Annotated in this window: 31 protein-coding genes; 16 read left to right on the forward strand and 15 right to left on the reverse strand. The window is 69.5% G+C overall.

The genetic code is table 11. The features are described 5' to 3' along the window. Positions 1-24: 24 nt before the first annotated feature. Positions 25-990: a MinD/ParA family ATP-binding protein gene (locus BLV31_RS08470; protein WP_064061975.1), complete on the forward strand. Its 966-nt coding sequence runs from the start codon at positions 25-27 to the stop codon at positions 988-990. A 26-nt stretch (positions 991-1,016) separates the two neighbouring features. Here BLV31_RS08470 and BLV31_RS08475 read toward each other — a convergent pair whose 3' ends face one another. Both BLV31_RS08475 and BLV31_RS08480 read right to left on the reverse strand, forming a co-directional pair. Beyond that, positions 1,017-1,217 carry a hypothetical protein gene (locus tag BLV31_RS08475; RefSeq protein ID WP_024101710.1) on the reverse strand — a complete coding sequence of 67 codons (201 nt, stop codon included), beginning with the start codon at positions 1,215-1,217 and terminating at the stop codon, positions 1,017-1,019. Between the two features lie 190 nt (positions 1,218-1,407). Then, on the reverse strand, positions 1,408-1,617 hold the full coding sequence (locus tag BLV31_RS08480; RefSeq protein WP_006552323.1) for a BldC family transcriptional regulator: 210 nt from the start codon (positions 1,615-1,617) through the stop codon (positions 1,408-1,410). 208 nt (positions 1,618-1,825) lie between these two features. On the opposite strand from BLV31_RS08480, the gene BLV31_RS08485 reads away from it, so the two are divergent. The 4 genes from BLV31_RS08485 (at position 1,826) to BLV31_RS08500 (ending at position 4,165) form a co-directional block, all read left to right on the forward strand. Further along, entirely contained in the window at positions 1,826-2,209 is a 384-nt protein-coding gene (locus tag BLV31_RS08485) for a DUF4229 domain-containing protein (protein ID WP_064061974.1), read from the forward strand. After that, positions 2,206-3,303 (forward strand): L-cysteine desulfhydrase Cds1, encoded by a 1,098-nt coding sequence (cds1, locus tag BLV31_RS08490; RefSeq protein ID WP_064061973.1) that lies wholly within the window; start codon positions 2,206-2,208, stop codon positions 3,301-3,303. Before BLV31_RS08485 ends, cds1 begins: the two co-directional genes overlap by 4 nt. A gap of 77 nt (positions 3,304-3,380) precedes the next feature. Then, positions 3,381-3,596, forward strand: a complete 216-nt coding sequence (locus BLV31_RS08495; RefSeq protein ID WP_006552320.1) for an HTH domain-containing protein — start codon at positions 3,381-3,383, stop codon at positions 3,594-3,596. Positions 3,597-3,601: 5 nt separating this feature from the next. Then, the gene (locus BLV31_RS08500; protein WP_033096353.1) at positions 3,602-4,165 is read left to right on the forward strand and encodes a Clp protease N-terminal domain-containing protein; all 564 of its coding nucleotides are present in this window, start codon (positions 3,602-3,604) and stop codon (positions 4,163-4,165) included. Positions 4,166-4,186: 21 nt separating this feature from the next. Here the strand turns inward: BLV31_RS08500 and BLV31_RS08505 are convergent, their stop codons facing one another. Further along, the gene (locus tag BLV31_RS08505) at positions 4,187-5,173 is read right to left on the reverse strand and encodes a membrane protein (RefSeq protein WP_033096111.1); all 987 of its coding nucleotides are present in this window, start codon (positions 5,171-5,173) and stop codon (positions 4,187-4,189) included. Between the two features lie 111 nt (positions 5,174-5,284). Between BLV31_RS08505 and BLV31_RS08510 the strand changes: the two genes are divergently transcribed. Further along, a complete protein-coding gene (locus tag BLV31_RS08510; protein WP_033096110.1) occupies positions 5,285-5,674 on the forward strand; it encodes a phage holin family protein in 390 nt (129 codons plus the stop codon). A 42-nt stretch (positions 5,675-5,716) separates the two neighbouring features. Here the strand turns inward: BLV31_RS08510 and BLV31_RS08515 are convergent, their stop codons facing one another. From BLV31_RS08515 to BLV31_RS08545, 7 genes are all read right to left on the reverse strand, one after another. Then, positions 5,717-6,586 carry a 1,4-dihydroxy-2-naphthoate polyprenyltransferase gene (locus BLV31_RS08515; RefSeq protein WP_006552316.1) on the reverse strand — a complete coding sequence of 290 codons (870 nt, stop codon included), beginning with the start codon at positions 6,584-6,586 and terminating at the stop codon, positions 5,717-5,719. A 48-nt stretch (positions 6,587-6,634) separates the two neighbouring features. After that, a complete protein-coding gene (menE, locus tag BLV31_RS08520; RefSeq protein WP_064062014.1) occupies positions 6,635-7,780 on the reverse strand; it encodes an o-succinylbenzoate--CoA ligase in 1,146 nt (381 codons plus the stop codon). Beyond that, positions 7,777-8,076 (reverse strand): DUF3349 domain-containing protein, encoded by a 300-nt coding sequence (locus BLV31_RS08525; protein WP_006552314.1) that lies wholly within the window; start codon positions 8,074-8,076, stop codon positions 7,777-7,779. Before BLV31_RS08525 ends, menE begins: the two co-directional genes overlap by 4 nt. Before the next feature lie 12 nt (positions 8,077-8,088). Next, the gene (locus BLV31_RS08530; RefSeq protein WP_024101703.1) at positions 8,089-8,349 is read right to left on the reverse strand and encodes a hypothetical protein; all 261 of its coding nucleotides are present in this window, start codon (positions 8,347-8,349) and stop codon (positions 8,089-8,091) included. Continuing rightward, the gene (locus BLV31_RS08535) at positions 8,346-9,527 is read right to left on the reverse strand and encodes an inorganic phosphate transporter (protein WP_064062015.1); all 1,182 of its coding nucleotides are present in this window, start codon (positions 9,525-9,527) and stop codon (positions 8,346-8,348) included. The genes BLV31_RS08530 and BLV31_RS08535 overlap by 4 nt, the downstream gene beginning before the upstream one ends. 193 nt (positions 9,528-9,720) lie before the next feature. After that, positions 9,721-10,104, reverse strand: coding sequence for a VOC family protein (locus BLV31_RS08540; protein WP_024101701.1), 384 nt, complete (start codon positions 10,102-10,104; stop codon positions 9,721-9,723). A gap of 2 nt (positions 10,105-10,106) precedes the next feature. After that, positions 10,107-10,553 carry a hypothetical protein gene (locus tag BLV31_RS08545; RefSeq protein WP_024101700.1) on the reverse strand — a complete coding sequence of 149 codons (447 nt, stop codon included), beginning with the start codon at positions 10,551-10,553 and terminating at the stop codon, positions 10,107-10,109. Positions 10,554-10,737: 184 nt separating this feature from the next. On the opposite strand from BLV31_RS08545, the gene BLV31_RS08550 reads away from it, so the two are divergent. Further along, the gene (locus BLV31_RS08550; RefSeq protein ID WP_064062016.1) at positions 10,738-11,034 is read left to right on the forward strand and encodes a DUF4193 domain-containing protein; all 297 of its coding nucleotides are present in this window, start codon (positions 10,738-10,740) and stop codon (positions 11,032-11,034) included. Between the two features lie 86 nt (positions 11,035-11,120). Here the strand turns inward: BLV31_RS08550 and BLV31_RS08555 are convergent, their stop codons facing one another. Further along, positions 11,121-12,014 carry a 1,4-dihydroxy-2-naphthoyl-CoA synthase gene (locus BLV31_RS08555; protein WP_024101698.1) on the reverse strand — a complete coding sequence of 298 codons (894 nt, stop codon included), beginning with the start codon at positions 12,012-12,014 and terminating at the stop codon, positions 11,121-11,123. Between the two features lie 64 nt (positions 12,015-12,078). On the opposite strand from BLV31_RS08555, the gene BLV31_RS08560 reads away from it, so the two are divergent. From BLV31_RS08560 to BLV31_RS08570, 3 genes are all read left to right on the forward strand, one after another. Beyond that, on the forward strand, positions 12,079-12,711 hold the full coding sequence (locus tag BLV31_RS08560; RefSeq protein WP_006552307.1) for a PaaI family thioesterase: 633 nt from the start codon (positions 12,079-12,081) through the stop codon (positions 12,709-12,711). A gap of 5 nt (positions 12,712-12,716) precedes the next feature. Continuing rightward, a complete protein-coding gene (locus BLV31_RS08565; protein ID WP_072740493.1) occupies positions 12,717-13,721 on the forward strand; it encodes an o-succinylbenzoate synthase in 1,005 nt (334 codons plus the stop codon). A gap of 98 nt (positions 13,722-13,819) precedes the next feature. Further along, the gene (locus tag BLV31_RS08570) at positions 13,820-14,260 is read left to right on the forward strand and encodes a DUF6918 family protein (protein ID WP_006552306.1); all 441 of its coding nucleotides are present in this window, start codon (positions 13,820-13,822) and stop codon (positions 14,258-14,260) included. 118 nt (positions 14,261-14,378) lie between these two features. Here the strand turns inward: BLV31_RS08570 and BLV31_RS08575 are convergent, their stop codons facing one another. Beyond that, positions 14,379-15,287 carry a siderophore-interacting protein gene (locus BLV31_RS08575; RefSeq protein ID WP_081263537.1) on the reverse strand — a complete coding sequence of 303 codons (909 nt, stop codon included), beginning with the start codon at positions 15,285-15,287 and terminating at the stop codon, positions 14,379-14,381. Positions 15,288-15,322: 35 nt separating this feature from the next. Then, on the reverse strand, positions 15,323-15,928 hold the full coding sequence (locus tag BLV31_RS08580) for a flavin reductase family protein (protein ID WP_039585385.1): 606 nt from the start codon (positions 15,926-15,928) through the stop codon (positions 15,323-15,325). Positions 15,929-15,980: 52 nt separating this feature from the next. On the opposite strand from BLV31_RS08580, the gene menD reads away from it, so the two are divergent. The 4 genes from menD (at position 15,981) to BLV31_RS08600 (ending at position 20,015) form a co-directional block, all read left to right on the forward strand. Then, a complete protein-coding gene (gene menD, locus BLV31_RS08585) occupies positions 15,981-17,600 on the forward strand; it encodes a 2-succinyl-5-enolpyruvyl-6-hydroxy-3-cyclohexene-1-carboxylic-acid synthase (protein WP_064062026.1) in 1,620 nt (539 codons plus the stop codon). Next, positions 17,597-18,049: a DUF3592 domain-containing protein gene (locus tag BLV31_RS08590; RefSeq protein WP_064062017.1), complete on the forward strand. Its 453-nt coding sequence runs from the start codon at positions 17,597-17,599 to the stop codon at positions 18,047-18,049. The genes menD and BLV31_RS08590 overlap by 4 nt, the downstream gene beginning before the upstream one ends. Positions 18,050-18,131: 82 nt before the next feature. Next, entirely contained in the window at positions 18,132-19,274 is a 1,143-nt protein-coding gene (locus BLV31_RS08595) for a glycosyltransferase family 4 protein (RefSeq protein ID WP_006552301.1), read from the forward strand. A 39-nt stretch (positions 19,275-19,313) separates the two neighbouring features. Continuing rightward, positions 19,314-20,015, forward strand: coding sequence for a demethylmenaquinone methyltransferase (locus BLV31_RS08600; RefSeq protein ID WP_071935515.1), 702 nt, complete (start codon positions 19,314-19,316; stop codon positions 20,013-20,015). 56 nt (positions 20,016-20,071) lie between these two features. On the opposite strand, the gene BLV31_RS08605 is transcribed toward BLV31_RS08600, so the two are convergent. Then, a complete protein-coding gene (locus BLV31_RS08605; RefSeq protein ID WP_064062018.1) occupies positions 20,072-21,343 on the reverse strand; it encodes a geranylgeranyl reductase family protein in 1,272 nt (423 codons plus the stop codon). A gap of 112 nt (positions 21,344-21,455) precedes the next feature. On the opposite strand from BLV31_RS08605, the gene BLV31_RS08610 reads away from it, so the two are divergent. Together BLV31_RS08610 and htpX are read left to right on the forward strand one after the other, a co-directional pair. Next, complete coding sequence (locus tag BLV31_RS08610) at positions 21,456-22,502, forward strand: polyprenyl synthetase family protein (RefSeq protein WP_006552298.1); 1,047 nt, start codon at positions 21,456-21,458, stop codon at positions 22,500-22,502. Positions 22,503-22,603: 101 nt separating this feature from the next. Continuing rightward, positions 22,604-23,464: a zinc metalloprotease HtpX gene (gene htpX, locus BLV31_RS08615; RefSeq protein ID WP_024101689.1), complete on the forward strand. Its 861-nt coding sequence runs from the start codon at positions 22,604-22,606 to the stop codon at positions 23,462-23,464. Between the two features lie 100 nt (positions 23,465-23,564). Here htpX and BLV31_RS08620 read toward each other — a convergent pair whose 3' ends face one another. Then, the gene (locus BLV31_RS08620; RefSeq protein WP_006552295.1) at positions 23,565-24,056 is read right to left on the reverse strand and encodes a YajQ family cyclic di-GMP-binding protein; all 492 of its coding nucleotides are present in this window, start codon (positions 24,054-24,056) and stop codon (positions 23,565-23,567) included. Positions 24,057-24,205 lie beyond the last annotated feature (149 nt).

A 24,205-nucleotide genomic window follows, 5' to 3' on the forward strand; every position in this document is an offset into this window, starting at 1 on the left:
GACAGTCGACGGGGGGAGAACGCGGTGAATGGGGCCGGTAACGGGTCGTCGGGGCTCGACGGACACGCATTGGACGCGACGGCGCTGGACTCGTCGCTACTTGTACGTCCGGTCGCCGCGCCGCCGCGGAAGGGCTGGCGGCGGGTCGTCTACCGGGCGACCGGTGGTCGCGTGCACGTGGGGGAGAGTTCCCGGCAGCAACGCAAGGAGGAATCGGCCGAGCGGGTGCGTGCACCGCTGCACGGCTGCCATCGGATCGCCCTGCTGAGTCTCAAGGGCGGGGTGGGCAAGACGACCACCACGGTCACGCTCGGCTCGACCTTCGCGGAGCTGCGTGGCGATCGGATCGTCGCGGTCGATGCGAATCCGGACCGCGGGACGTTGAGTCAGAAGGTGGCCGAACAGACGCCGGCCACGGTGCGCACGCTGCTGCGCGATCAGTCGCTGCTCGAGACATATGCGGACGTGCGCGCCTACACCTCGCAGAACACGCATCGTCTCGAGGTGCTCGCCTCGGACACCGATCCGGCGGTCTCGGAGGCCTTCAGCGCCGACGACTACGAACGGACGTTGGGTCTTCTCGAGCGGTTCTACAGCATCGTGCTCACGGATTGCGGGACCGGGCTCATGCACTCCGCTATGACCGCGATCCTCGAGAACGCCGACACGCTGGTCGTCATCAGTTCCGGTTCGGTGGACGGCGCCCGCAGCGCATCGGCCACGCTCGACTGGCTCGACGCGCACGGCTATCGCGAACTCGTCGAACGGTCGTTGGCCGTCGTCAACGCGGTGCGGCCGAGGTCGGGCAAGGTCGACCTCGACCTCGTGGTGCGACACTTCGAACAGCGGTGCCGCGCGGTCCACGTCCTGCCCTTCGATCCCCACCTCGAAGAAGGGGCGGAGATCGACCTGGACCGGCTGCAGTCGGGTACGCGGCGCGCCCTGCTCGGACTCGCCGCGGATATCACCGACGGTTTCGCCGCGCGGTGACAGACCGCTCGGCGTAACGCGAACGGTCAGTCGCCCCGCTCCTGATCGGACTCGCCGGTGCCGTCGCCACTCCGGCGGCGGTGCACCTCGCGATCGACCTTCCACAGGAAGTCGGGATCGTCGTCCGGCCCCATCACGCGGGACGGCGGACGAGATGTGGGACCGTACGCCTTCCACAGCAGGACGGCGAGTGTCACCGCACCGATGAGTGCCAACAGATAGAGCACGTTGCACCTCCTGACCGTGGTGGTGCCGGACGAGGACGTGCCCTCGCCGTGCACCTCCGGGCCGCGGCGACCGCAGACCGGTTCGTCCACATTCTAGGTGGGAGGAACCCGGTCCGGCACGTGGGTTCCGCGGGTGGTCGGCCGAGATCCGGCAGGTGTACGCCGGAGGTGCGGATTCTGCTGTCCCGGATCAGCGTGTCGCTTCGGTCGTGAGGGAGCGGAGAAGCGCCAGGACCTCGGACTCACGGAAGCGCCGATGGCCACCGGGGGTCCGCAGCGAGCCCAATCGGCCGGCGTGGGCCCACCGGGTGACGGTCTTGGGATCCACATGGAACAGTGCCGCCACCTGGCCCGGGGTCAGCAGGGATTCCTTCGCGCCGTTGAAAGTGGGTGCGCTCATTGCGAATGTCCTCCCGGTTGTCGTGATCGTGTTGTTCGACGCGATCGAGTTGTTCGATCGGGATGTCCAAGCCCATGGTGGCACCGATACCCCTGGTTGCTCGAACGGTCTACGGTTGGTAAAGCGGAAGTAATAGACAAAACGGACGGATGTCCGACTTACGGAAATCGACGCGGAGCTCGTCGTCCGGGCGGCCGGTTAACCTGGAGTGGTGAACGACGAACGCCGGAACGAACCCTCGGATACCCCCTCCCAGCCCACTCCACACCCTCACGGTGAGGGCGCCACGGCCGCCGACGGTCAGGCGGGGGCCGGGTCTCTGATCCGGGACGTCGCGTTGTACTCGGTGGCCCGACTCGCCCTCGTGGTCGTGCTCACTCTGCTCATTCTCTACGTTCCTCGGGCATTCGGGGTGGAAATCCCCCTCCTCGTCGCGGCCCTGTTCGCCGTGCTCATCGCCCTGCCCGTCTCGCTCGTGCTCTTCGCGTCGCTTCGGCGTCGCGTCAACGTGGGCATCGCCGCGGTCGATGAGCGTCGGCGCACCGAACGCGCGGACCTCGAGAAGCGCATGCGCGGCGAGAACGGGCGGTGACGGCGACCGGTGCGGTCGTCGACCGCAGCGCACCCCGGGACTGGGTCGACAACGCGGTCCGGCTCATCGAGGCCGACGCCCAGCGCAGCGCCGACACCCACCTGCTCCGCTACCCCCTCCCCGCGGACTGGGGCATCGACCTGTACTTGAAGGACGAGTCGACGCACATCACGGGCAGCCTCAAGCACCGTCTCGCGCGCTCGTTGTTCCTCTACGCCCTGTGCAACGGCTGGATCCGTGAAGGGACCCCGATCATCGAGGCGTCGTCCGGGTCCACCGCGGTCAGTGAGGCGTACTTCGCGCGACTCCTCGGCCTCGACTTCGTCGCCGTCGTACCGCGCCGCACCTCACCGGCGAAGGTCGCGCTCATCGAGGCGCAGGGCGGCCGGTGCCACTACATCGACCGCCCGCCCGAGATCTACACCGAGGCTCAGCGGCTCGCCGACGAGCTCGGGGGCTGCTTCATGGACCAGTTCACGAACGCCGAGCGGGTCACCGACTGGCGGGGCAACAACAACATCGCCGAGAGCATCTACTCGCAGATGCGTCTCGAGCGTCATCCCGTGCCGGAGTGGATCGTCGTCGGCGCCGGAACCGGCGGCACGAGCGCGACCCTCGGCCGCTACATCCGCTATCGCCGTCACCGGACACGGCTGGCGGTCGTCGACCCGGAGAACTCGGCGTTCTTCGGCGGGTTCGAGACGGGATCGGCCGACTACACGACCGGCATGCCCTCGCGTATCGAGGGGATCGGACGTCCGCGCGTCGAGCCGTCCTTCGTGCCCGAGGTCGTCGACCGAATGGTGCGGGTGCCCGACGCGGCGTCCATCGCCGCCATGCGGCACGCGAGCACCGTGCTCGGACGTCGGGTGGGCGGCTCGACCGGCACGAACCTCTGGGGAGCCTTCGGCCTGATCGCCGAGATGCTCGCGAAGGGCCGTGAGGGCAGCGTCGTGACGTTGCTGTGCGATGGCGGCGAGCGCTACGCCGACACTTATTTCTCCGACGAGTGGGTCGCTGCCGAGGGGATGGACCTCGCAGGGCCGCTCGCGGTGCTGGAGAAGTTCGCGACCACCGGCGGCTGGCGCCGGTAGAGCCTTCACCACCTGCGCAGATTCCGTTTCTGTCAATCGTCGTTGACGCGCCCTCGGTGTCAACCTATATTGACAACATGAGTGAAGCCACCACCCTCGCCGCTGCCGCCGCGAGCTCCGATCCCGCAGTGGGCCTGCGCGCCGTGCGTGCCCTGCGCCGGCTGCTGGAACGGCTCGAGGAGGTCCAGGTCACGAATGCCCGTGAGCGAGGTTGGTCCTGGCAGGCCATCGCCGACGAGCTCGGTGTCAGCCGCCAGGCGGTCCATCAGAAGCACAATCGGAAGCGCAGGTGATCGACATGTTCGAACGATTCGCCGACGGTGCCAGATCCGCCGTTGTCGCAGCGCAACAGGAGGCGATCCGGGTGTGCGATCCCCGGATCGAGGCGTCGCACCTGCTCATCGGGGCCGCTGTCGCTGCGGACGAACCGCTGCGGGTCCTGCTCGCGGAGGAAGGTCTCACGGTCGACGGGCTCCGCTCCGACCGGGCCGCCCGCACCGCCGACGCCCCGCTCGGTGACGAGGACGCCGCGGCGCTCGAAGCGATCGGGATCGATCTCGACGAGGTCCGGAGCCGTCTCGAAGCGGCCTTCGGCAAGGGGGTGCTCGACGGGAAGAACGCCGATCGGCGGGGCGTCGCGAACCGGCTCGGTCACATCCCGTTCGACCGGGCGGCGAAGAAGTCGCTCGAACTCGCGCTGCGGGAGGCCATCGCACGCCGCGAACGGGTCATCCGTCCCGAGCACATCCTGCTCGGACTGCTGCGCAGCGACGATCCGGCGACCGGCGCCCTCGTGGAAGCGCACGTGCCGCGCGCGCAGCTCCGTCAGCGCCTGAGCGGCCACCTCGACGCCGCTGCCTGACGTCGTCGAGCCTTCGGGTGGTTACCGGGTCGGCTGCGCGGGGGCGACGGCGAGCGGACGCCCGGCGACGAGCGGGACGACCGTCGCCGCGACGAGCAGCAGCGTGCCGACCGCGATCGTCGCGAACGGCCACCACTGACGATCCGATGTCGCCGTGACCTCCGCAGCCTGCGTGTCCGTAGCGGCCGGCGCGGTGCGCGGCAGCGCTTCGGTGGCCGACCGGACGTTGTCGGCGATGCCACCGACGACGTCGGCCACCGGCCCCACACCGTCGACCAGCTGTCCGGTGCCGTCCGTCAGGGCTCGGCCACCGTCGTCGAGGAGAACGAGGCCGTCGCGGAGCTGTCGCGAGCCGTCGGCGGCCTGCGCCATACCCGCGACGAACTGCGCGTTCGGATCGGTGAGTTCGTAGGCGAGCTGCCGTGCGCCGTCGCGCAACTGCCCGAGCTGGGCGAGGGTGTCCGGTCCGAGGCCCTGCGTGTCGAGGGTCTCGACGAGCCCGCGCAGTCGGCCGGCCGCGCCCTGCGAGACCGGATCTGCAGACGCACCGAGCGTGTCGGCGACAGCTGCGAGTTGCGCGGTGACGTCGCCCTGCATCTCCCCGAAACCGGAGAGCCGGTCGACCACCTCGTCGACGCCACCGCTCACCTGGCGGGCACCGTCGCCGAGCATGTCGACACCGCCGTCGAGTTGTCCGAGACCGTCGGCGAGCTGCTCCCCGCCGTCACGGGCCTGCCGGAGACCGTCGGAGAGCTGGTGGGCACCGTCGTCGAGCTGGGTGCTGCCCTCCGTCAGCTGACCGACCCCGCCGTCGAGCACCGACAGCGGCAGTCCGGCCCGCTGCAGATTGCTCCGCGCCTCGTCGACGCCGTCCGCAGAGGGACTCGGCTCTTCCGAGACGGTCGCGACCGTCGTCTGGGGGCGGTCGAGCCAGGCGAAGACCGAACCCGTGCCCACGAGGAGCAGACCGGCTACAGCGAGAAGCAGGGGGAGAAGACGTGAACGCACGCCGGCCGACGCTACCGTCCGTCGCTGAGAGGCCCCTGAGGGGGAGGGGCGATCCCGGATGGGCCCGATTTGCCCGTTACGAGACCGAGTTCGGTGTGCCACAGTGGCACCATGATTTCTCTGATACTGCGGTTGATCATCAACGCGGTCGGTCTGTGGCTCGCGGTCGAGCTGGTCGACGGGATCGACTTCACCGATCCCGCAGGCACCTCCGACACGACCCGCAAGGTCATCTCGCTCGTCGTGCTGGCCGCCATTTTCACCGTCGTCAACGCACTCGTGAAGCCGCTGGTGAAGCTGCTGTCGCTGCCGCTGGTGATCCTCACCCTCGGGCTCTTCCTGCTCGTCGTCAACGCGCTGATGCTCATGCTCACTGCGTGGCTGAGCGGATTCACCGAATACGGCCTCACGATCGACGGTTTCTGGGCGGCGCTGTGGGGCGGCGTGATCATCGCGATCGTCAACTTCGTCCTCGGCCTGGTCGTCCCGGACCGCGACTGATCCCGTCCGCCCGCGACCCGGTCCGCCGCGCCCGCGTCATGGTCAGCCGAAGGCCAGCGCGGGCGCGGTGGCTACCGCCCACACGAGCATCGCGACACCCGAATCGCTGAGCGCCGGGATCAGCGCGAGACCGAGGGCACCGGCCCGCACCGGTTTGTGCGCGCGGACCGCGAACGGTGCGGCGAGGAAGCCGGCGAGCGCCCACGGCGTCGCCGCGACCAGCACGAGCGACATCACGAACGGCACGACGACCAGCACCAGGTGGAGCGTGCGGGTCCTCGGGTCGCCCAGCTTGACCGCCAGGGTCCGCTTGCCGGTCTCCGCGTCGGTGGCGATGTCGCGGAGATTGTTCGTCACCAGGACGGCCGTCGAGATCGAGCCGACGGCGACCGCGCAGGCCAGACCCACCCAGTCGACGCGACCGGCCTGAACGAACTGGGTGCCGAGCACCGCGACCAGCCCGAAGAACACGAAGACGCCGATCTCACCGAAGCCGCTGTAGCCGTACGGGTTCTTTCCGCCGGTGTAGTACCAGGCCCCGGCGATGCAGACCGCGCCGACGAGCACGAGCCACCAGGCGGTCGTGACGGCGAGAGCGAGTCCCGCGACGGCCGCGATGCCGAAGCACACGAACGCCGCGCGCTTGACGGCGCCGGGGCTCGCCGCCCCCGAACCCACGAGCCGCATCGGGCCGACCCGCTCGTCGTCGGTGCCGCGGATGCCGTCGGAGTAGTCGTTGGCGAAGTTCACGCCGATGATCAGTCCGAGCGCGACGACCAGTGCCAGCAGCGCCTTCCACCACACGGCCTCACCGAGCCACGCCGCAGCGCCCGTGCCCGCCAGGACGGGTGCGATCGCGTTGGGGAGGGTGCGCGGACGAGCGCCTTCGAGCCATTGACCAGCCGTTGCCATGGATCGATCTTCGCACCCGGGCCTGCCTGCCGCGTCGTGCGCACCCCGTCAGGAGAAGCGCGAGACGAGGGCGCGGCGATCGACCTTGCCCGGTCCACGCAGCGGCAGCGTGTCGACGACCTGCAGCTCACGCGGCGCAGCAGTGGGATCGAGCGTGGCCTCGACGTGGTCGCGGAGTTCGGCGAGCGTCGGCGTCGCGCCGGGGACGGGCACGACGACCGCCGCGACGCGCTGACCGAGCCGGGCGTCGGGCAGACCCACCACCGCGACCTCCCGAACGGCCGGGTGCTCGACGAGCACGGCCTCGACCACCTGGGGGACCACGGTGAGCCCACCGGTCGAGATGGCCTCGTCGAGCCGTCCCAGGATGCGCAGGACCCCGTCGTCGAGCAGGCCCGCGTCGTCGGTGCGGAACCAGCCGGGTTCGGCGAAGGCAGGATGGTCGGGCAGGTTCCGGTAGCCCGAGGCGAGCGTGGCGCCGCCGAGCCACACCCGCGAGTCCCCGTCGACGCGCACGTACACGCCGTCGAGCGACACGCCGTCGTAGACGCAGCCGCCGCAGGTCTCGCTCATGCCGTAAGTGCGCACGACGGTGATGCCGGCCGCGCGGGCGCGGTCGAGGATTGGCACGGGAGTCGCGGCCCCACCGAGCAGGATCGCGTCGAGGCGGGCAAGCGCCGCGGTGGCGTCGGGATGGTCGAGGGCCTTGATCAGCTGCGTGGGAACCATCGAGCTGTACCGGCGGGGGCCCGGCACGGCGTCCACCGCCGCCGGCAGATCCGCAGGATCGAAACCGGCGGACACGTCGACGACGACGGGTTCGGTTCCGGAGAGCAGACTGCGCAGCAGCACCTGCATGCCCGCGATGTGATGGGCGGGCAGGGCCAGGAGCCACGAGCCCGTCCCGCCCAGCCGGGCGTGGGTGGCGTCGCCGCTCGCGCGCAGCGCCTGCGCGGACAACATGGCACCCTTCGGGGTCCCGGTCGTGCCGGAGGTCGCGACCACCAGTCCCACACCGTCCGCGACGGGTTCACCGGGGCTCAGTGCTGCGGTGAGTCGGAGCGTCTCCCGCTCGTCCCCGGCGGGGACGGGGAGCAGCGCCGGTCCGTCACCGTCGAGCATGCGCTGCAGGGTGGGCAGCACGGAGCGGACGGCGGACCCGGCAGGGACGGGCAGGAGCTCGAGTGTGGTCACAGATCGTATTGTGTCGTGTCCCATCCGCCTGCCTCGAGCTGGCGGCGGACCCGGTCCACATCGTCGGGCGACGGCATGTTGTTGGTGATCTTGCTGATCAGGACCGCGATGTCGATGCGGTTGATCGACAGGTCACCGTCCTCGACCAAGGTGTCGGCGACCTGGGCGACCTCCTCGTCGGACAGGCGCCGCGCGAGCAGTGCGAACAGGGGTACGTAGTCCTGTTCCGGTACCCCTTCGGGGTAACCGGCGCGGAGCCACTCGACGATGGAAGCGAGAAACGGCGGGAGAGCCACCCGTCACTCCGATCAGAAGATGTCGATGCCGAACGTTCCGGCGAGGAAATCGGACGCCAGCAAGAGGATTCCCGCCAGGATCGCGCAGGCGACCACGGCGAAGCACAACACCGCGGCGGTCCGCGCCACGGGAGTCGGTAGGCCGTCGCTGCCCCGACCGGTGTCGAGCGCGCGGACCCCCAGGGCGAACAGGGAGGGCAGGCCGGCGCCGAGCAGCAGGCCCACGAGAACGACCTGCCACAGGGAATCGAGGGTGTGCGTCAACAGGTTCACGAGCGTCCTTCCCCGCTGACCGTTGCGGAGGCACCCGGCGCCGGGGCCAGCTTGTCGTCCCAGTCGGCGGTGACATTGGAGGCGTCGACGGGCTGCCGGCGCGAGCGCACCCACATGAACAGGGCCAGGGCGCACAGGATCGCGAACACGACGAGCACGCCGGACATGCCGCCGATGAGGTGGGCGAGCGCCCAGCAGATCGCTCCGACGACCGCGGCGCACGGCAGGGTGATGACCCACGCGACGACCATCCGTCGCGCCACCGACCAGCGCACCTCGGCGCCCTTGGTGCCCAGACCCGTTCCGAGGATCGACCCCGTGGCGACGTGCGTGGTCGACAGCGGCAGACCGAAATGGCTCGAGGTGAGGATGATGGCGGCCGACGACGACTCGGCGGCCAGGCCCTGCGGCGGGGCGATCTCGACGAGGCCCTTGCCCAGCGTGCGGATGATGCGCCAGCCACCGAGATAGGTGCCGAGTGCGATCGCGACGGCACAGGCGACCTTCACCCAGAACGGCATCTCGGTGTCGGCGGTGATGGTGCCGTGGGCGACGAGGGCCAGGAAGATCACGCCCATCGTCTTCTGCGCGTCGTTGGTGCCGTGCGCGAGGGACATCAGGGACGCCGTGCCGATCTGTCCCAGCCGGAAGCCGCGGTCGCGGTGCTCGGTGGAGACGGATCGGGTCAGGCGGTGAATCGACCAGATGCCCACCGTGGACACGAGCGCCGCGATGACGGGCGCAAGCACGGCGGGGATCAGGACCTTGCCCAGGACTCCGTCCCACACGACGCCCTGGACACCGATCGACGCCAGTGCAGCGCCGACGAGACCGCCGAACAGAGCGTGCGACGAGCTGGACGGCAGGCCGAACAGCCAGGTCGAGATGTTCCAGAGGATCGCTCCGACCAGACCGGCGAAGACGATGAGCAACAGATCGGTACCGCCGACGGTGTCGAGGTCGACGACACCCTTCGCGACGGTCGCGGCGACTTCCACGGACAGGAAGGCGCCGACGAGGTTGAGAGTCGCGGACAAAGTGACCGCGGTCTTGGGTTTGAGGGCGCCGGTGGCGATGGATGTCGCCATGGCATTGCCGGTGTCGTGGAAGCCGTTGGTGAAATCGAAAGCGAGGGCAGTGACGACCACCACCAGGAGCACGACGAACTCTGCGGTCACGTCTGTCGATTGTGGGGTAGCGGGCAGGTGAATGTACAGCGACGGGGATGTGAATTCTGCGTCTCGCCGTCACACCCGACCGGTTCTTTCGGACTCCGACCATGAGCGGAGTGCAGAGCAGACCGCACGGCTTGTGTGCAAGATCACCGGCGCCGCGCGACTGCCTCCGGCCGTGCCCGGGTACCTCCGTTCGTCAACGGAGGTCGCGCCGCAAGGGATGGTCCTCGGGGATCTGCACCAGGACGATCGGGATCCCCTCGGGATCCGCGATCCACAGCTCGCGCAGTCCCCACGGCTCCTGCTTCGCACCCCGGACGATGCGCACGCCCTTCAGCGCCAGTTCGGCCTCGGCGTCGTAGACGTCGCGCACCTGGAGCCACAGGGCGCCGTGGAACATTTCGTCGCTGTCGTCGGATCGGCCGTGCGCGGCGATCTCGATGAGCGACTGCCCCGCGAAGAAGACGGTTCCGCCGGGATACTCGCGGGCGATCGCCAGTCCCAGCGTCGAACCGTAGAACTCGAGGGCGGCCTCGGGGTCGCGCGGACGGAGGATGGTGCGGCTGCTGAGGATCTCCACGGTCACTGCTCCTCGGCCGGGCAGGCCTCGTGATGGCGGCGGCCGTGCGTGCGCCGCGATTCCTTCATCTCGGCCTCGAACAGATGGCGCCGGCCCTCCACGAGTTCGTCGCGCACCTGCTTCTCGAACGTGCGGAAGTCCGACCAGTAGCCGTCGTCGAACTCCTCGACGAGCTGGAAGGTCCAGCGACCCTCGGCGATGTTGCGTCCGATGATCTCGGTGCCGAGCCGCTCGGCGATCTCGTCGTGCCCGGCCTCGCGGAACAACTCCTCGGCGTCGCCGGTGAGCAGATCGGCGCGGCCCATCAGCTGGTGGAAGGCATAGAGATGGCCTCGCGCCTGCTCGACGGTCTCGAGGGCCTCGGACAGTTTGCCGGTCGCTTTCACAGTGGCGTCGGAGACGCTTTCCGGGCGGGTGTGGGCGGTTCGCGGACTCTGGCGATCGGTCATGTCCCACAGTGTGCCCGAGAGCACACGGTTCGAACGTAACTGAACATATGTGTTTGACGAAGCTTTCGATGGGACATTACTGACGGCAACGGTGCCCATGACAGCGCCGGCCTGCCACAGCGGATCCGACGCAGCCGTTACCGCGGCTGCGCGGCACCGCCGACAACGAGTGAGGAGAACTGCCATGGCGACCGACTACGACGCTCCCCGCACCACCGACATCCTGGGCGGCGGTGGCACTGCCCTGGACGAGCTGGACATCAAGCCCACCGCGGCCGCCGACACCGACGAGGGCGAGATCCTCGAGACCCTCGACCTGCCCGGCGCCGACCTCTCGGCACTGTCGGCGGAGGAGCTCTCGGTGCAGGTCCTGCCGAAGCAGTCGGACGAGTTCACCTGCATGGGCTGCTTCCTCGTCCAGCACCACAGCCGTCGCGCGACGAGCGCCGGCGAGCAGGCCTACTGCCGCGACTGCGTCTGACCTTCCGTCGGACGACCCCTCCCTGCGCGGCGAACCGGGCTTTGCACCTGCTGTAGCAGGGGCGAAGCCGGTTCGTCGCGTCAGGATCAGTAGTAGTGCGGGTAGGGCGACCAGTCGGGCTCGCGCTTCTCGAGAAAAGCGTCGCGACCCTCGATCGCTTCGTCGGTCATGTAGGCCAGACGCGTGGCCTCGCCCGCGAACAACTGCTGACCGACGAGGCCGTCGTCCTGCAGGTTGAAGGCGTACTTGAGCATGCGCTGCGCCTGCGGCGACTTGCCGTTGATCTTCTGCGCCCACTCCAGCGCGACGTTCTCGAGCTCGTCGTGGTCGACGACCTTGTTCACCGCACCCATGTGGTGCATCTCCTCGGCCGTATAGGTGTCGCCGAGGAAGAAGATCTCCCGCGCGAACTTCTGGCCGACCATCTTGGCGAGGTAGGCGCTGCCGTAGCCCCCGTCGAAGCTGCCCACGTCGGCATCGGTCTGCTTGAAGCGGGCGTGCTCGCGGGAGGCGAGCGTCAGGTCGCACGTGACGTGCAGGCTGTGACCGCCACCGGCGGCCCAGCCGTTGACCAGAGCGATGACGACCTTCGGCATGAACCGGATCAGCCGCTGGACCTCGAGGATGTGCAACCGGCCCGCGCGGGCCTTGTCGACGGTGTCGGCGGTCTCGCCGCTCGCGTACTGGTAGCCGCTGCGGCCACGGATCCGCTGGTCGCCGCCGGAGCAGAACGCCCACCCGCCGTCCTTCGGGCTCGGGCCGTTGCCCGTGAGCAGCACGACGCCCACGTCGGAGGTGGTCCGCGCATGATCGAGCACGCGGTAGAGCTCGTCGACGGTGTGCGGACGGAAGGCGTTGCGCACCTCGGGACGATCGAACGCGACGCGGACCGTGCCCTGCGTGACGTGTCGGTGATAGGTGATGTCGGTGAGGTTCTCGAACCCGGGTACCGGGCGCCACAATTCTGGATCGAAGGTCACCTCGTCACCATAAAGGGCCGGACATCTCGGCGACGTGCGCTGCCGCCCGATAACGTGCACAACCATGACCGAGCAGACCGATCCCCGCGACGACTACGAACACCACGGCGGATTCCCGGTCTACGAACCGGTGAAGGCGGGGCCGAACTACGGTCGCCTCGTCGAGACCTTCCGGCGTCTGCAGGATCTGATGGTCTCCACGAACCCGCCGGACGAGGTCGTCGACCGCGCGATCGAGCAGACCGAGGCACTCGTCGGCCTGCTCGCCGAGCACGCCGTGCCCGAGGGCCGCTCGCCCGCCGGATTCAACGTCGACCTGCCCGGACGCGGCAGCGCGCTGCTGCTGCCGTGGACGATCGAGAAGTACGGACCGGACGGTGTCCGTGAGCGCGGCGTCTTCCGCCGCTACCACCTCGGAGGCAACGGGGCCGCGCACGGCGGCACGCTGCCACTGCTGTTCGACGACCTGTTCGGCATGGTCATCCACGCCAACGGCCGCCCGATCGCCCGCACCGCCTATCTCCACGTCGACTACCGCAGGATCACTCCGATCGAGACCGAACTCGTCGTCGACGGCTGGGTGGACCGCGTGGACGGTCGCAAGGCCTTCTGCAAGGCCGAACTGCGCGATGTCGACGGCAACCTCCTCGCCGACTGCGAGGCGCTGATGGTCCAGTTGCTGCCGGGCCAGCCGTGACCTCCCTGCCCCTCCCGTCCGCGCTGCCCCTCCCGTCCGCGGACGAGTTGCTCGACGGGGCAGTCGTCGTCTCGCTGCCCATGCGCGTCCGGTTCCGCGGCATCACCGAACGCGAGGTGCTGCTGCTGCGCGGACCCGCCGGGTGGGGCGAGTTCGGACCGTTCCCCGAATACGGCGACGACGAGGCGGCGCACTGGTTGCAGTCGGCGATCGAAGCCGCCTGGCAGGGCCATCCGGCTCCGCGCCGCTCCCGGATCGCGGTCAACGCGACCGTGCCCGCCATCGGCCCGGAGCGCGTCCCCGAGGTGCTCACCCGGTTCCCCGGCGCGCGCACCGCGAAGGTGAAGGTCGCCGAAACGGGCCAGGATCTCGCGCAGGATGTCGCTCGCGTCCGGGCCGTGCGCGAACACGTGCCCCACGTCCGGATCGACGCGAACGGCGGCTGGAGCGTGGACGAGGCCGTCCGCGCCCTCACGGCGTTCACCGCCGACGGTCCGCTCGAATACGCCGAGCAGCCGTGCGCGACCGTCCCCGAACTCGTCGAGGTGCGCCGGCGACTGCCCGGGGTGCGCATCGCGGCGGACGAGAGCATCCGCCGCGCCGAGGATCCCCTGCGGGTCGTGCGGGCCGGGGGAGCGGACGTCGCCGTCGTGAAGGTCTCGCCGCTCGGTGGGGTCCGACGCCTCGTCGCGCTCGCCGACGAACTCGCCGGGCACGGCGTCGAGGTGGTCGTCTCGAGCGCCCTCGACTCCGCGGTGGGGATCGCCACCGGTCTCGCGGCGGCAGCCGCCCTGCCCGACCTCCCGTACGCCTGCGGGCTGGGCACGGGTGGCTTCTTCGACGCCGACGTCGCGCCGGCTCTGCACATGTCCGACGGAGCGCTCGATGTCGTCGTGGTCGAGCCCGAACCCGAGCGGCTCGACGCGCTGCGGGCCGATCCCGATCGAGTCGAGTGGTGGTGCGAGCGGGTGCGTCGGTGCCGTACGGTGCTCGCCGGACGCGGACTGTGACGACCTCGCCGGACGCGGACTGTGACGGCACGGAATCGTCGTATATCGTTCCCCGCGTCCCAACGGTCACAAGTGTCACATCTACGGAGGCAGTGAAAGTGGTTGCAGCTCTGGGCGATGCCCTCCTCGGCGCCGACAAGTTCCCGGCGGTCAAGGCAGACGTCGAAGCCCTGATCGATGCTGAGGTGTCGGACAAGAAGGGTGCGTCCGGTCTCGCCCTCAAGGGTGGCTACGCAGCAGTGAAGAAGGTCGGCCCGGGCATCGTGCCGGGTGCCGTCGAAGGTCTGCTGCCCGAATTCGTCGAGAAGCTCCAGCCGTTCTGGGTGGAGTACGCAGGCAACGGTTCGTTCGCGGACTTCCTGGTCGCCCGCGGCGAGGTCGTCGCCGACGCTCTCCTCGGCGTGACCGACGAGCGCATCGCCGGCACGTCGAAGTCCGGCGTCAAGAAGGTCTACGACTCGCTGCGCCCCTCGGCCAAGAAGCACGTCGTCGAGGCCCTGCCGCGCCTGGGTGATCTCATCCAGAAGCACGCCGGCTGAGCCGACACCAGCGACATCCGGACGTCGCGGTCCCGAACCGGTTCGCCGGTCGGTACCGCGACGTTCGTCGTTCGGTACCGCGACGTTCGTCGTTCGAGGGGGTCGTTCGAGGGGTCCGTCAGTAGACGGGCTCCCCGTACTTCCAGTAGCCGATGAAGGTCACCGCCGCACGGTCCCAGCCGCACTCGCGCACGAGATGGCGGCGCACGCCGGTCGCGAGCGACGACTCGCCTGCGACGAACGCGTGGGCCGAATCCGACGAGGGCGTCGACTCCCGCACCGCGTCGACGACGAGACTGCCCGGAACCGCCTCGCCATCCGTCCTGATCACCGGGTGCACCAGCACGTTCTCGCCCGTCGGCAGATTCTGGGCGCTGAGATCGTCCGGGTGCGGAACCTCGACGAAGACCTCCACGGCCGCGAACGGGTCGAGGGCAAGAATCGAGTCGAGGATGCCGACCACGGCGGGCACCGCGCTCTCGTCGCCGACGAGCAGCCACGACCGTGCTTCGTCGAGGGGCAGGTTGCTGATGCCCTCGTCGAGGATGCCGATCTCGTCGCCGGGCTGTGCCCGCTCCGCCCACGCCGAAGCCGGACCCAGATCGCCGTGCGACGCGAAATCGATCTCGATCTCTGAGGTCGGACCGAACAGCCCGGTGCCCGCAGGTCGCACACGGCGGAACGTGTAGTTCCGCAACGCCGGACGCCGCTCCTCGGGCAGTTCCTGGTATTCGGGCCACCAACGGTCGTCGGTCGCGCCGGGAAGGGTCAGCTCCTGCTGATCCGGGGTGGGGAAGAACATGCGGAACCAGTGGTCGAAGCCCATCGGTGCGATCGAGTCGACGTCGTCGCCGCCCACGGTGATGCGCACGAAGGTCCGGCTGATGCGTTGGGCGGCGAGTACCTGCGCGCGCACCATCCGCCGCGACTCGGGCTTGAGATAGGGATTGCGCCGTGCGGTTCCGGTGCTCTTCGCCATACGGCCCTCCGAGGTTGCTCGGATGCCACCACTGACGACGTGCAGCATCCCGACGATCGTTCAGCGGAGCCTAACCTGTGTCGTCACCCGGGAGTGCCGGGCCGCTGCAGTCTCCGCACCGCGGGCGTCAGTCCCCATTCGGTCCGCCCCAACCGGCTCACCGCGCCGAGCGCGGCGAAGTCGGGGGCACCGTCCTCCGCCAGCACCTCCGGATCGACCGTCACGGCGAGGACGTCGCCCATCACGACGAACGAGTCGCCGATCTCGATCACACGGTGCAACCGGCACTCGATCGAGGCGGGTGCCTCCGCGACCCGCGGGGGCCGCACCCGCTCGCTCGGCTCGGCGTGCAACCCCACCTCGGTGAACTCGTCGATGTGGTGCGGGAACGCCGCCGACGAGGCGTTGACCTTCTCCATCAACGGCACGGTCGCGATGTTGATCACGAACTCGCCCGTCTGCTCGATGTTCCGCAGACTGTCCTTCCGGCCCACGGAGGTGAACTGCACGACCGGCGGGGCCGTACTCGCCACCGTGAAGAAGCTGTAGGGAGCGAGATTGAACACACCGTCCTCGGCCTCGGTGGACACCCACGCGATCGGTCTCGGCACGATTGTCGCGGTGAGAAGGCGGTAGAAGCGGCCGGGACTCGACTCGGCGGGATCGAAGACTGTGCGCACGGCCTCCATTCTGACCGCACCTGTACCCGGCCACACTTCCGGCGCAATTACCCTGGACTCCGTGAATCCGTCCACTGCCCAGGCCACTGCTGTCGTCGACGAACTCGCCCGGGGCGGTGTTCGGGACGTCGTGCTGTGCCCGGGCTCGCGCAACGCGCCGCTCGCCTTCGCGCTCCAGGCCGCCGACAGCGCAGGACGTTTGCGCCTGCACATGCGTATCGACGAGCGCACCGCCGGATTCCTCGCGATCGGCCTGGCCCTCGCATCGGGGCGTCCCGTCCCGGTCGTCATGACCTCCGGTACCGCCGTGGCCAACCTCGCGCCCGCTGTGCTCGAGGCGAACTACGCCCGCGTCCCGCTGGTCGTGCTCAGCGCCAATCGCCCCTACGAACTGCTCGGATCCGGTGCGAACCAAACCGTCGAACAGCTCGGGTTGTTCGGCAGCCAGGTGCGCGCCACCATCAGTCTCGGCCTCGCCGAAGGCATCGAGCAGAACAGCCAGTGGCGTTCGGCTGTCTCCCGGGTTCTCGCTGCCGCCCGCGGAACCCGATCGGGCAACGCCGGCCCGGTCCACTTCGACATCCCGCTGCGCGAACCGCTCGTGCCCGAGCTCGACGCGAAGGGCCCGGTGCCCGAGGGCCGCCCCGACGGCAATGCCTGGACCACCACGGTGAACGCCACCCTCGACGTCCCGCTCGAGATCGACCTGACCCCCGACACGATCGTCGTCTCCGGTCACGGTTCCGCCCACCGCCCCGAATTGTCCGGGCTGCCGACCGTCGCCGAACCCACCGCACCGTTGCACGGCATCCCGGTGCATCCGATGGCGCTGCCGCACCTGAAGCCGCGCCAGGCGATCATCACCGGACGGCCCACGCTGCACCGGCCGGTGTCGAACCTGCTCGCCGACCCCGCCGTCACCGTGTACGCGCTGACCACCGGCCCGCGCTGGCCCGACGTGTCGGGCAACGTCATCGCGACAGGCACCCGCGCCGTGGTGTCGGGAACACCCGACGAGGCGTGGCTCGAACGATGCCGCCAGCTGTCGGCACACACCGACAAGGCCGTGCGCGCCCAGCTCGACGGGCATCCGAAGGCCACCGGACTGCACGTCGCGGCGGTCGTGACGGACTCGCTGAAGCCCTGCGACCAGCTGCTGCTCGGGGCGTCGAACCCGGTGCGCGACGCGGCGCTCGTGAGCTACCCGAAACCCGACGTGAAGGTGCTGTCCAACCGGGGTGTCGCCGGGATCGACGGTACGGTCTCCACCGCCGTCGGTGCCGCACTCGCCTACGAGCAGGGACGGACCGTCGCGCTGCTCGGCGACCTGACCTTCCTGCACGACGCGTCGGGCCTGCTCATCGGGCCGTCGGAGCCGCGGCCGCAGAACCTCACCATCGTCGTCGCGAACGACGACGGCGGCGGAATCTTCGAACTGCTCGAACAGGGCGACCCGCAGTACGCGGGTGTTTTCGAGCGTGTCTTCGGCACCCCGCACGGTATGGACCTCGCGGCACTGTGTGCGGCCTACCGCGTCCCGCACGAGCTGGTGGATCTGCAGGGACTCGCGCTCGCCCTCTCGAACGACACGGCGCCACCCGCGGGCATCCGTGTGGTCGAGGTCACCACCGATCGGGCCGGGCTGCGCGAATTGCACGCGGCGGTGCGGGCGCAGCTGTGAGCGGACCCGAGCGCGCGCGGCGCGCGGTTCTCATGGTCGCGGCGGCGATTTCCGCCCTCGCGGTGATCCTGTTGCTCGGCGCCCTCCGCAACGACCTCACCATCCGCTCCGACACGGGCACGGCCGTCGCGGAGGTGCTCTCGGCTGGCTCCGTGCGGTCCGCCGTGAGTTTCGTCACTCCTGACGGTGTGACGCACAATCCGGAGCTCGGCGTTCTGTACCCGACGGGGCTGACCACCGGGCAGCGGATCGCCGTCGAGTACGCCCGGAGTGATCCCGATCTCGTTCGTGTGACCGGTCGCGACGCCCGCGTCGCCCTGATCCCGGCCGGATCGGTGATCGTCGTCACATGGTTGATCGCCACGCCGGTGCTGATCTGGCTGCGGCGGAGGGCGACCGCCGCACCCGCTGTCGCTCCCGACGTGAAGGATCGACAGCTGCAGGTGTGACGAACGAAACGTTCGTCGCGACTTCGTCCATCGGTCACCGAGCTCGCACCTGCTCGACTCGCAGGCTCGCCACGCTGTCGGCGTGCGAGTAGCCATCGTCGCGGAATCCTTCCTCCCGAACGTCAACGGCGTCACCAACTCGGTGCTCCGCGTCCTCGAGCACCTCGACCGCACCGGACACGACGCGTTGGTCGTCGCACCCGACACGGTCGCAGGCAGGCCACCTGCTCCGTCCGACCATCACGGGACACCCGTCCACCGCGTACCGGCGGTGCGCGTACCGAGGATCAGCTCCCTCCCGGTGGGCGTGCCCGGCCCGGAACTCCTTCCGGTGTTGCGCACTTTCGCGCCGGACGTGGTGCACCTCGCGTCCCCGTTCGTGCTCGGTGCCGGCGGTCTCGCCGCCGCGGGACGCCTCGACATTCCGACGGTCGCGATCTATCAGACGGACGTGGCCGGATTCGCCTCCAGCTACGGGCTCGGCCTCGCCGCGCGTGCGTCCTGGCGGTGGACTCGGCGCCTGCACCGCGGCTGCGATCTCACCCTCGCTCCCTCGACCTCCGCCGTGGACGACCTCGTGGCCCACGGCATCCCGCGCGTGCGGCGCTGGTCGCGGGGCGTCGACACCGACCGCTTCGCGCCGTCCCGGCGGGACGAGGACCTGCGCTCCTGCTGGTCGCCGGACGGCCGTCCGATCGTCGGTTTCGTGGGACGCCTCGCGCCCGAGAAGCACGTCGAGCGGCTCGCGATCCTCGCCCACGACCCGCGGCTGCAGCTCGTCGTCGTCGGCGACGGTCCCGAACGGTCGCGGCTCGAACGTCAGCTGCCGTCGGCCGTGTTCACCGGGCAGCTGGGGGGTGAGGAACTGGCCCGCGCCCACGCGAGCCTCGACGTCTTCGTCCATCCCGGCGAACACGAGACCTTCTGCCAGGCCGTGCAGGAAGCCCTGGCGAGCGGGGTCCCGGCGATCGTGCCGGACGCGGGCGGACCACGCGACCTCGTCGCCCACTGCCGCAACGGTTACCGCTTGCCGGTGGACCGCTTCGTCGAATTGCTGCCCCGAGCCGTCGATGCGCTGCTCGCTCCTGGGGTCCGGGACGAGTTCGGTGGTGCGGCACGCAGTGGAGTGCTCGGCCGCACCTGGCCCGTGCTGTGCGACGAGTTGTTCGCCCATTACCGGCGGGTGCAGGGCCTTCCCGCGCACGCGCTCCGCCGCGCCGCATGAGCGCCGGCGTCCACTAGGGGAGCGGGTAACGTTTCGGCCGTGGCAACAACTCACGGATCACGCGCGTCGCTCGACAAGGACCCGCGTGAGGTCGCGTCCATGTTCGACGGGGTCGCTGCACGCTACGACCTGACCAACACCGTCCTGTCGTTCGGGCAGGACCGCGGGTGGCGTCGCGCGACCCGTGCGGCTCTCGACCTGAAGCCCGGCGAGCGGGTGCTCGACCTGGCCGCCGGCACCGGGGTCTCCACCGTCGAACTCGGACGGTCCGGCGCGTGGGTCGTCGCCACCGACTTCTCCAAGGGCATGCTGCACGCCGGTGAGTTCCGCAACGTCCCGATGGTCGCAGGCGACGCGATGAAACTGCCGTTCGCCGACGCGGTCTTCGACGCCGCGACCATCTCCTTCGGCCTGCGCAACGTCGCCGACCCGGACGAGGGACTGCGCGAGATCGCCCGGGTGGTCAAGCCGGGTGGACGCCTCGTGGTGTGCGAGTTCTCCACACCCGTGCGGGAACCGCTACGCACCGTCTACATGGAGTACCTGATGCGGACGCTGCCGCGGGTCGCGCGGGCGGTCAGCAGCAATCCCGACGCCTACGTCTACCTCGCCGAATCGATCCGGGCCTGGCCCGATCAAGAGCAGCTCGCCCGGCGCATCGAGGCCGCGGGCTGGAGCGACGTGAAGTGGCGCAATCTCACCGGGGGCATCACCGCCCTGCACCGCGCGGTACGCAAGTAGCCGGGCGCATCGGCACCGCGCGGTACGCAAATTGCCGCGCGGCGCTGTATCGGCGCTCAGGCGAAGAGCGGCTGCCGATCCCAGCGCATCGAGAGATGACCGCTCGTCCGCCACACCCGGGCCACGAAGTCGGCGTCCTCGTCGGTGACGAGATTGCCCATCACCCGCACCGCGACCGACATCATCGTCCGCGACCGCATCGCGATCGGGCCGGTCGCCGGCAGGAACTTCGGGATCGTGAGCAGGCTCGCGAGGCGACGCGCGGTGGAGAACGCCCGGCCGTAGTGGGAGCGCAGCGTCGCCGGCCACAGGTCGGTGAGGTCGTCGGAGTCGAGCAGCCCGGCGAGCAACCGACCGCCTTCGAGTCCGTAGTCGATGCCCTCGCCGTTGAGCGGATTGACGCACGCCGCGGCGTCGCCGATCAGCGCCCAGTTCCTGCCCGCGACCCCCGACACGGCTCCGCCCATGGGCAGCAGCGCCGACGCCACACGCGTCACCTCGCCGAGTTCCCATTCCTTGCGGCGCTGCCGCGCGTAGAGGTCGATGAGATGCCGCAGCGATCCACTCGCCGGTCGCGAGGCGGTCGCGAGGGTCCCCACTCCCAGGTTCACCTCGCCGGTGCCGAGCGGGAACACCCAGCCGTAGCCCGGCTGGACGGCCCCCGCGTCGTCGCGCAGTTCGAGGTGCGAGGTGATCCACGGATCGTCGCTGCGCGGGGAGGTGGCGTAGGCCCGCGCGGCCACGCCGTAGGTGGTGTCGCGGTGCCAGCGACGACCGAGCACCTTGCCGAGGGGAGAACGCACCCCGTCGGCGACGATCACCGTGCGGCAGCGGACGGTCCGCGGTCCGTCGGCGGTGCGGAAGATCACGGCCGAGACCCGGTCGCCGTCGCGTTCGACGTCGACGGCCTTCGTTCCGTCCACGGCGCGGGCACCCGAGTCGAGCGCGGCCTGCCGGATCCGGGCGTCGAGTTCGGTGCGCGGCACGGCGCTGCCCACGACCGGGAACGACGAGTCGGGCCAGGGGAGTTCGAAGCGGCCACCGAAGCCCTCGAGACGCAGACCGCGGTTGACGGTGCGGGTGCGCAGCCAGTCGCCGAGGCCGAGTTCGTCGAGTTCGGCGACGGCACGCGGGGTCAATCCGTCACCGCAGGTCTTGTCGCGAGGGAAGGTCGCGGCATCGACGAGCAACACCTCGCGACCGGCGCGGGCAGCCCACGCGGCGGCGGCGGAACCGGCTGGACCGGCACCGACGACGAGAACATCGGTACTGTCGGGAACGCAGGACTGGGATTGCCGCGGATCTCGCGCGGAGTGTTCGGCCACCACCGCTCCATCTTCTCAGGCCGCGATCGGCCGCCTCGACGAGGTGGATCGGGGAACGAACGGCTAGGTTCACTACGGTGAAGTCGAGGCGACAGAACAGGATGGGTACGTCATCGTGAGCACTGAGGGGGCGGCTCGGACCGCTGGTTCGGCCGATGCGGCGCCGAGCACCGTCGTGGCCGGTGTGGAACTCGGCGATCCGGTCCTCGCCGCGACAGTCGGGGACGGCCTCGCGAGCGTCGAGAAACTCCTGGTCGAGGAACTGTCCGACGGTGAGGACTTCCTGACGGAGGCCGCACTGCACCTTGCTAAGGCGGGTGGCAAGCGGTTCCGGCCGCTGTTCACTATCCTCACCGCGCAGCTCGGGCCGAAGCCCACCGATCCCGCCGTGGTGACGGCGGCGACCGTCGTCGAGCTCGTGCACCTCGCGACGCTCTATCACGACGACGTGATGGACGAGGCGACGATGCGTCGCGGCGCCCCGAGCGCCAACGTGCGCTGGGGCAACAGCGTCGCGATCCTCGCCGGCGACTATCTGTTCGCGCACGCCTCGCGGTTGGTGTCGACGCTGGGTCCGTCGGCCGTGCAGATCATCGCGGAGACGTTCGCCGAGCTGGTCACCGGTCAGATGCGCGAAACCATCGGTGTGCGTACCAACGACGACCCGGTCGAGCACTACCTGCGGGTGATCTGGGAGAAGACCGGTTCGCTGATCGCCGCCAGCGGTCGCTTCGGCGGTACGTTCTCGGGCGCTGATCCGGAACATGTAGAGCGTCTCGAACGGCTCGGTGACGCCGTCGGCACCGCTTTCCAGATCGTCGACGACATCATCGACATCGCGTCCGACACCACGGAGTCGGGCAAGACCCCCGGAACCGATCTCCGCGAGGGTGTGTACACCCTGCCGGTGCTCTACGCGCTGCGGGAGACCGGACCGGAGGCGGATCGTCTGCGTGAACTGCTCGTCGGTCCCATCGAGGACGAAGCACACGTCGCGGAGGCGCTCGAACTGCTCGTCCGCTCGCCGGGGATGGATGCGGCGAAGGCGACTCTCGCGACCTACGCCGCCCGCGCTCACGCCGAACTCGATGCCCTGCCGCAGGGGTCGGCGAACGAGGCGCTGCGTCGCCTCGTGGACTTCACCGTCGCCCGCGTCGGCTGACGGACCGTCGTGTCGTCCCGCCCCGGTCGGGGCGGGAACCGCGCCGTTCGCTCGTTCGTTGGACGAATGAGTGGGAAATCGTGGTGCGGAAGGGGTGCGACGTGCACGGATACTCGAACCGTCTCAAGACGGCCGGTCTGTTGATCGGAATGTCCGCGCTGATCGTGTTCGTCGGAGCGTTGTTCGGCAATTCGACGATCCTGCTGATATCGATCGTGCTCGCCGTCGGCATGAACGGCTACGCGTACTTCAACAGCGACAAGCTCGCCCTGCGGGCGATGCACGCCCAGCCGGTCACCGAGGTGCAGGCACCGGCGATGTACCGGATCGTGCGTGAACTCGCGACCGCGGCGCACCAGCCCATGCCGCGGCTCTACATCAGCCCCACCAACGCCCCCAACGCGTTCGCCACGGGTCGTAACCCGCGAAACGCCGCCGTGTGCTGCACGACGGGCATCCTGGAGATCCTGAACGAACGGGAACTGCGCGCGGTGCTCGGCCACGAACTCGCCCACGTCTACAACCGCGACATCCTCATCTCGTCGGTCGCCGGCGCGATGGCTGCCGTCATCTCGGGCCTGGCGAACTTCGCGTTCTTCGCCTCGGCCTTCGGCAACCGGGAGGGTGGCGCGAACCCACTGGCGCTGCTGCTGGTTTCCCTGCTCGGCCCCATCGCGGCGTCGGTCGTCAAACTCGCTGTGTCGAGGTCGCGCGAGTACCAGGCCGACCAGTCCGGTGCCGAGCTCACCGGCGACCCGCTGGCCCTCGCGTCGGCGCTGCGCAAGCTCGCTCTCGGCACGCAGGCCGCGCCGCTGCCACCCGAACCGAAACTCGCGGCCCAGTCGCACCTGATGATCGCCAACCCGTTCCGGGCGGGCGACAAGATGAGCCGGCTGTTCTCGACGCACCCGCCGATGGCCGACCGCATCGAACGGCTCGAGCGCATGGCCGGGATCCGCTGACCGGACGGCACCCCACAGACGACATCCCAGACGACTCCGCCCGCGACGACGGTCGCGGGCGGAGTCGTAGGAGAGGGCGTCGTCGGCAGTGGTCGACGTACTAGCGGTAGTTGACGAACTGCAGGGCGATGTCGAGGTCGGCGTTCTTGAGCAGCGAGATGACGGCCTGCAGGTCGTCGCGCTTCTTGCTGCTCACGCGCAGCTCCTCGCCCTGGATCTGCGCCTTGACGCCCTTCGGGCCCTCGTCACGGATGAGCTTGGAGATCTTCTTGGCATTCTCCTGGCTGATGCCCTGCACCAGCGTGCCGGTGATCTTGTAGACCTTGCCGGACTGCGTCGGCTCGCCGGCGTCGAAGGACTTGAGGGACAGGTCGCGGCGGATCAGCTTCTCCTTGAAGACCTCGAGCGCGGCGAGCGCGCGGTCCTCGGTCTCGGCCGAGATCGTGATGGCCTCGTCGCCCGACCACTCGATGTGCGCCCCGGTGTTCCGGAAATCGAAGCGGTTGGCGATCTCCTTCGCCGCCTGGTTCAGCGCGTTGTCCACTTCCTGGCGGTCGACCTTGCTCACCACATCGAACGACGAATCAGCCACGTCTCACTCCACTTCGGGGTCGGTCTGTAAGGGTTCTGTCCACCCGACGCTATCGGGTCGCGCGGAGCTGTGACCACTCGGTTTGCGTTTCGGGGGGGTATGCGTTGTATTCTTCCAAACGCATCGAGGACGCGGTCCCGATCGCACCC

Source organism: Rhodococcus pyridinivorans, assembly GCF_900105195.1.
In the GTDB taxonomy this organism is placed as follows: domain Bacteria; phylum Actinomycetota; class Actinomycetes; order Mycobacteriales; family Mycobacteriaceae; genus Rhodococcus; species Rhodococcus pyridinivorans.

Bases quoted from the DNA above. Each gene is read 5' to 3' on its own strand.
- BLV31_RS08580 (WP_039585385.1), bottom strand. From the start codon at position 15,928: ATGGAGGCCGTGCGCACAGTCTTCGATCCCGCCGAGTCGAGTCCCGGC.
- BLV31_RS08545 (WP_024101700.1), bottom strand. From the start codon at position 10,553: ATGACCGATCGCCAGAGTCCGCGAACCGCCCACACCCGCCCGGAAAGC.
- BLV31_RS08500 (WP_033096353.1), top strand. From the start codon at position 3,602: ATGTTCGAACGATTCGCCGACGGTGCCAGATCCGCCGTTGTCGCAGCG.
- BLV31_RS08510 (WP_033096110.1), top strand. From the start codon at position 5,285: ATGATTTCTCTGATACTGCGGTTGATCATCAACGCGGTCGGTCTGTGG.
- BLV31_RS08480 (WP_006552323.1), bottom strand. From the start codon at position 1,617: ATGAGCGCACCCACTTTCAACGGCGCGAAGGAATCCCTGCTGACCCCG.
- BLV31_RS08550 (WP_064062016.1), top strand. From the start codon at position 10,738: ATGGCGACCGACTACGACGCTCCCCGCACCACCGACATCCTGGGCGGC.
- BLV31_RS08560 (WP_006552307.1), top strand. From the start codon at position 12,079: ATGACCGAGCAGACCGATCCCCGCGACGACTACGAACACCACGGCGGA.
- BLV31_RS08515 (WP_006552316.1), bottom strand. From the start codon at position 6,586: ATGGCAACGGCTGGTCAATGGCTCGAAGGCGCTCGTCCGCGCACCCTC.
- BLV31_RS08495 (WP_006552320.1), top strand. From the start codon at position 3,381: ATGAGTGAAGCCACCACCCTCGCCGCTGCCGCCGCGAGCTCCGATCCC.
- BLV31_RS08575 (WP_081263537.1), bottom strand. From the start codon at position 15,287: ATGCTGCACGTCGTCAGTGGTGGCATCCGAGCAACCTCGGAGGGCCGT.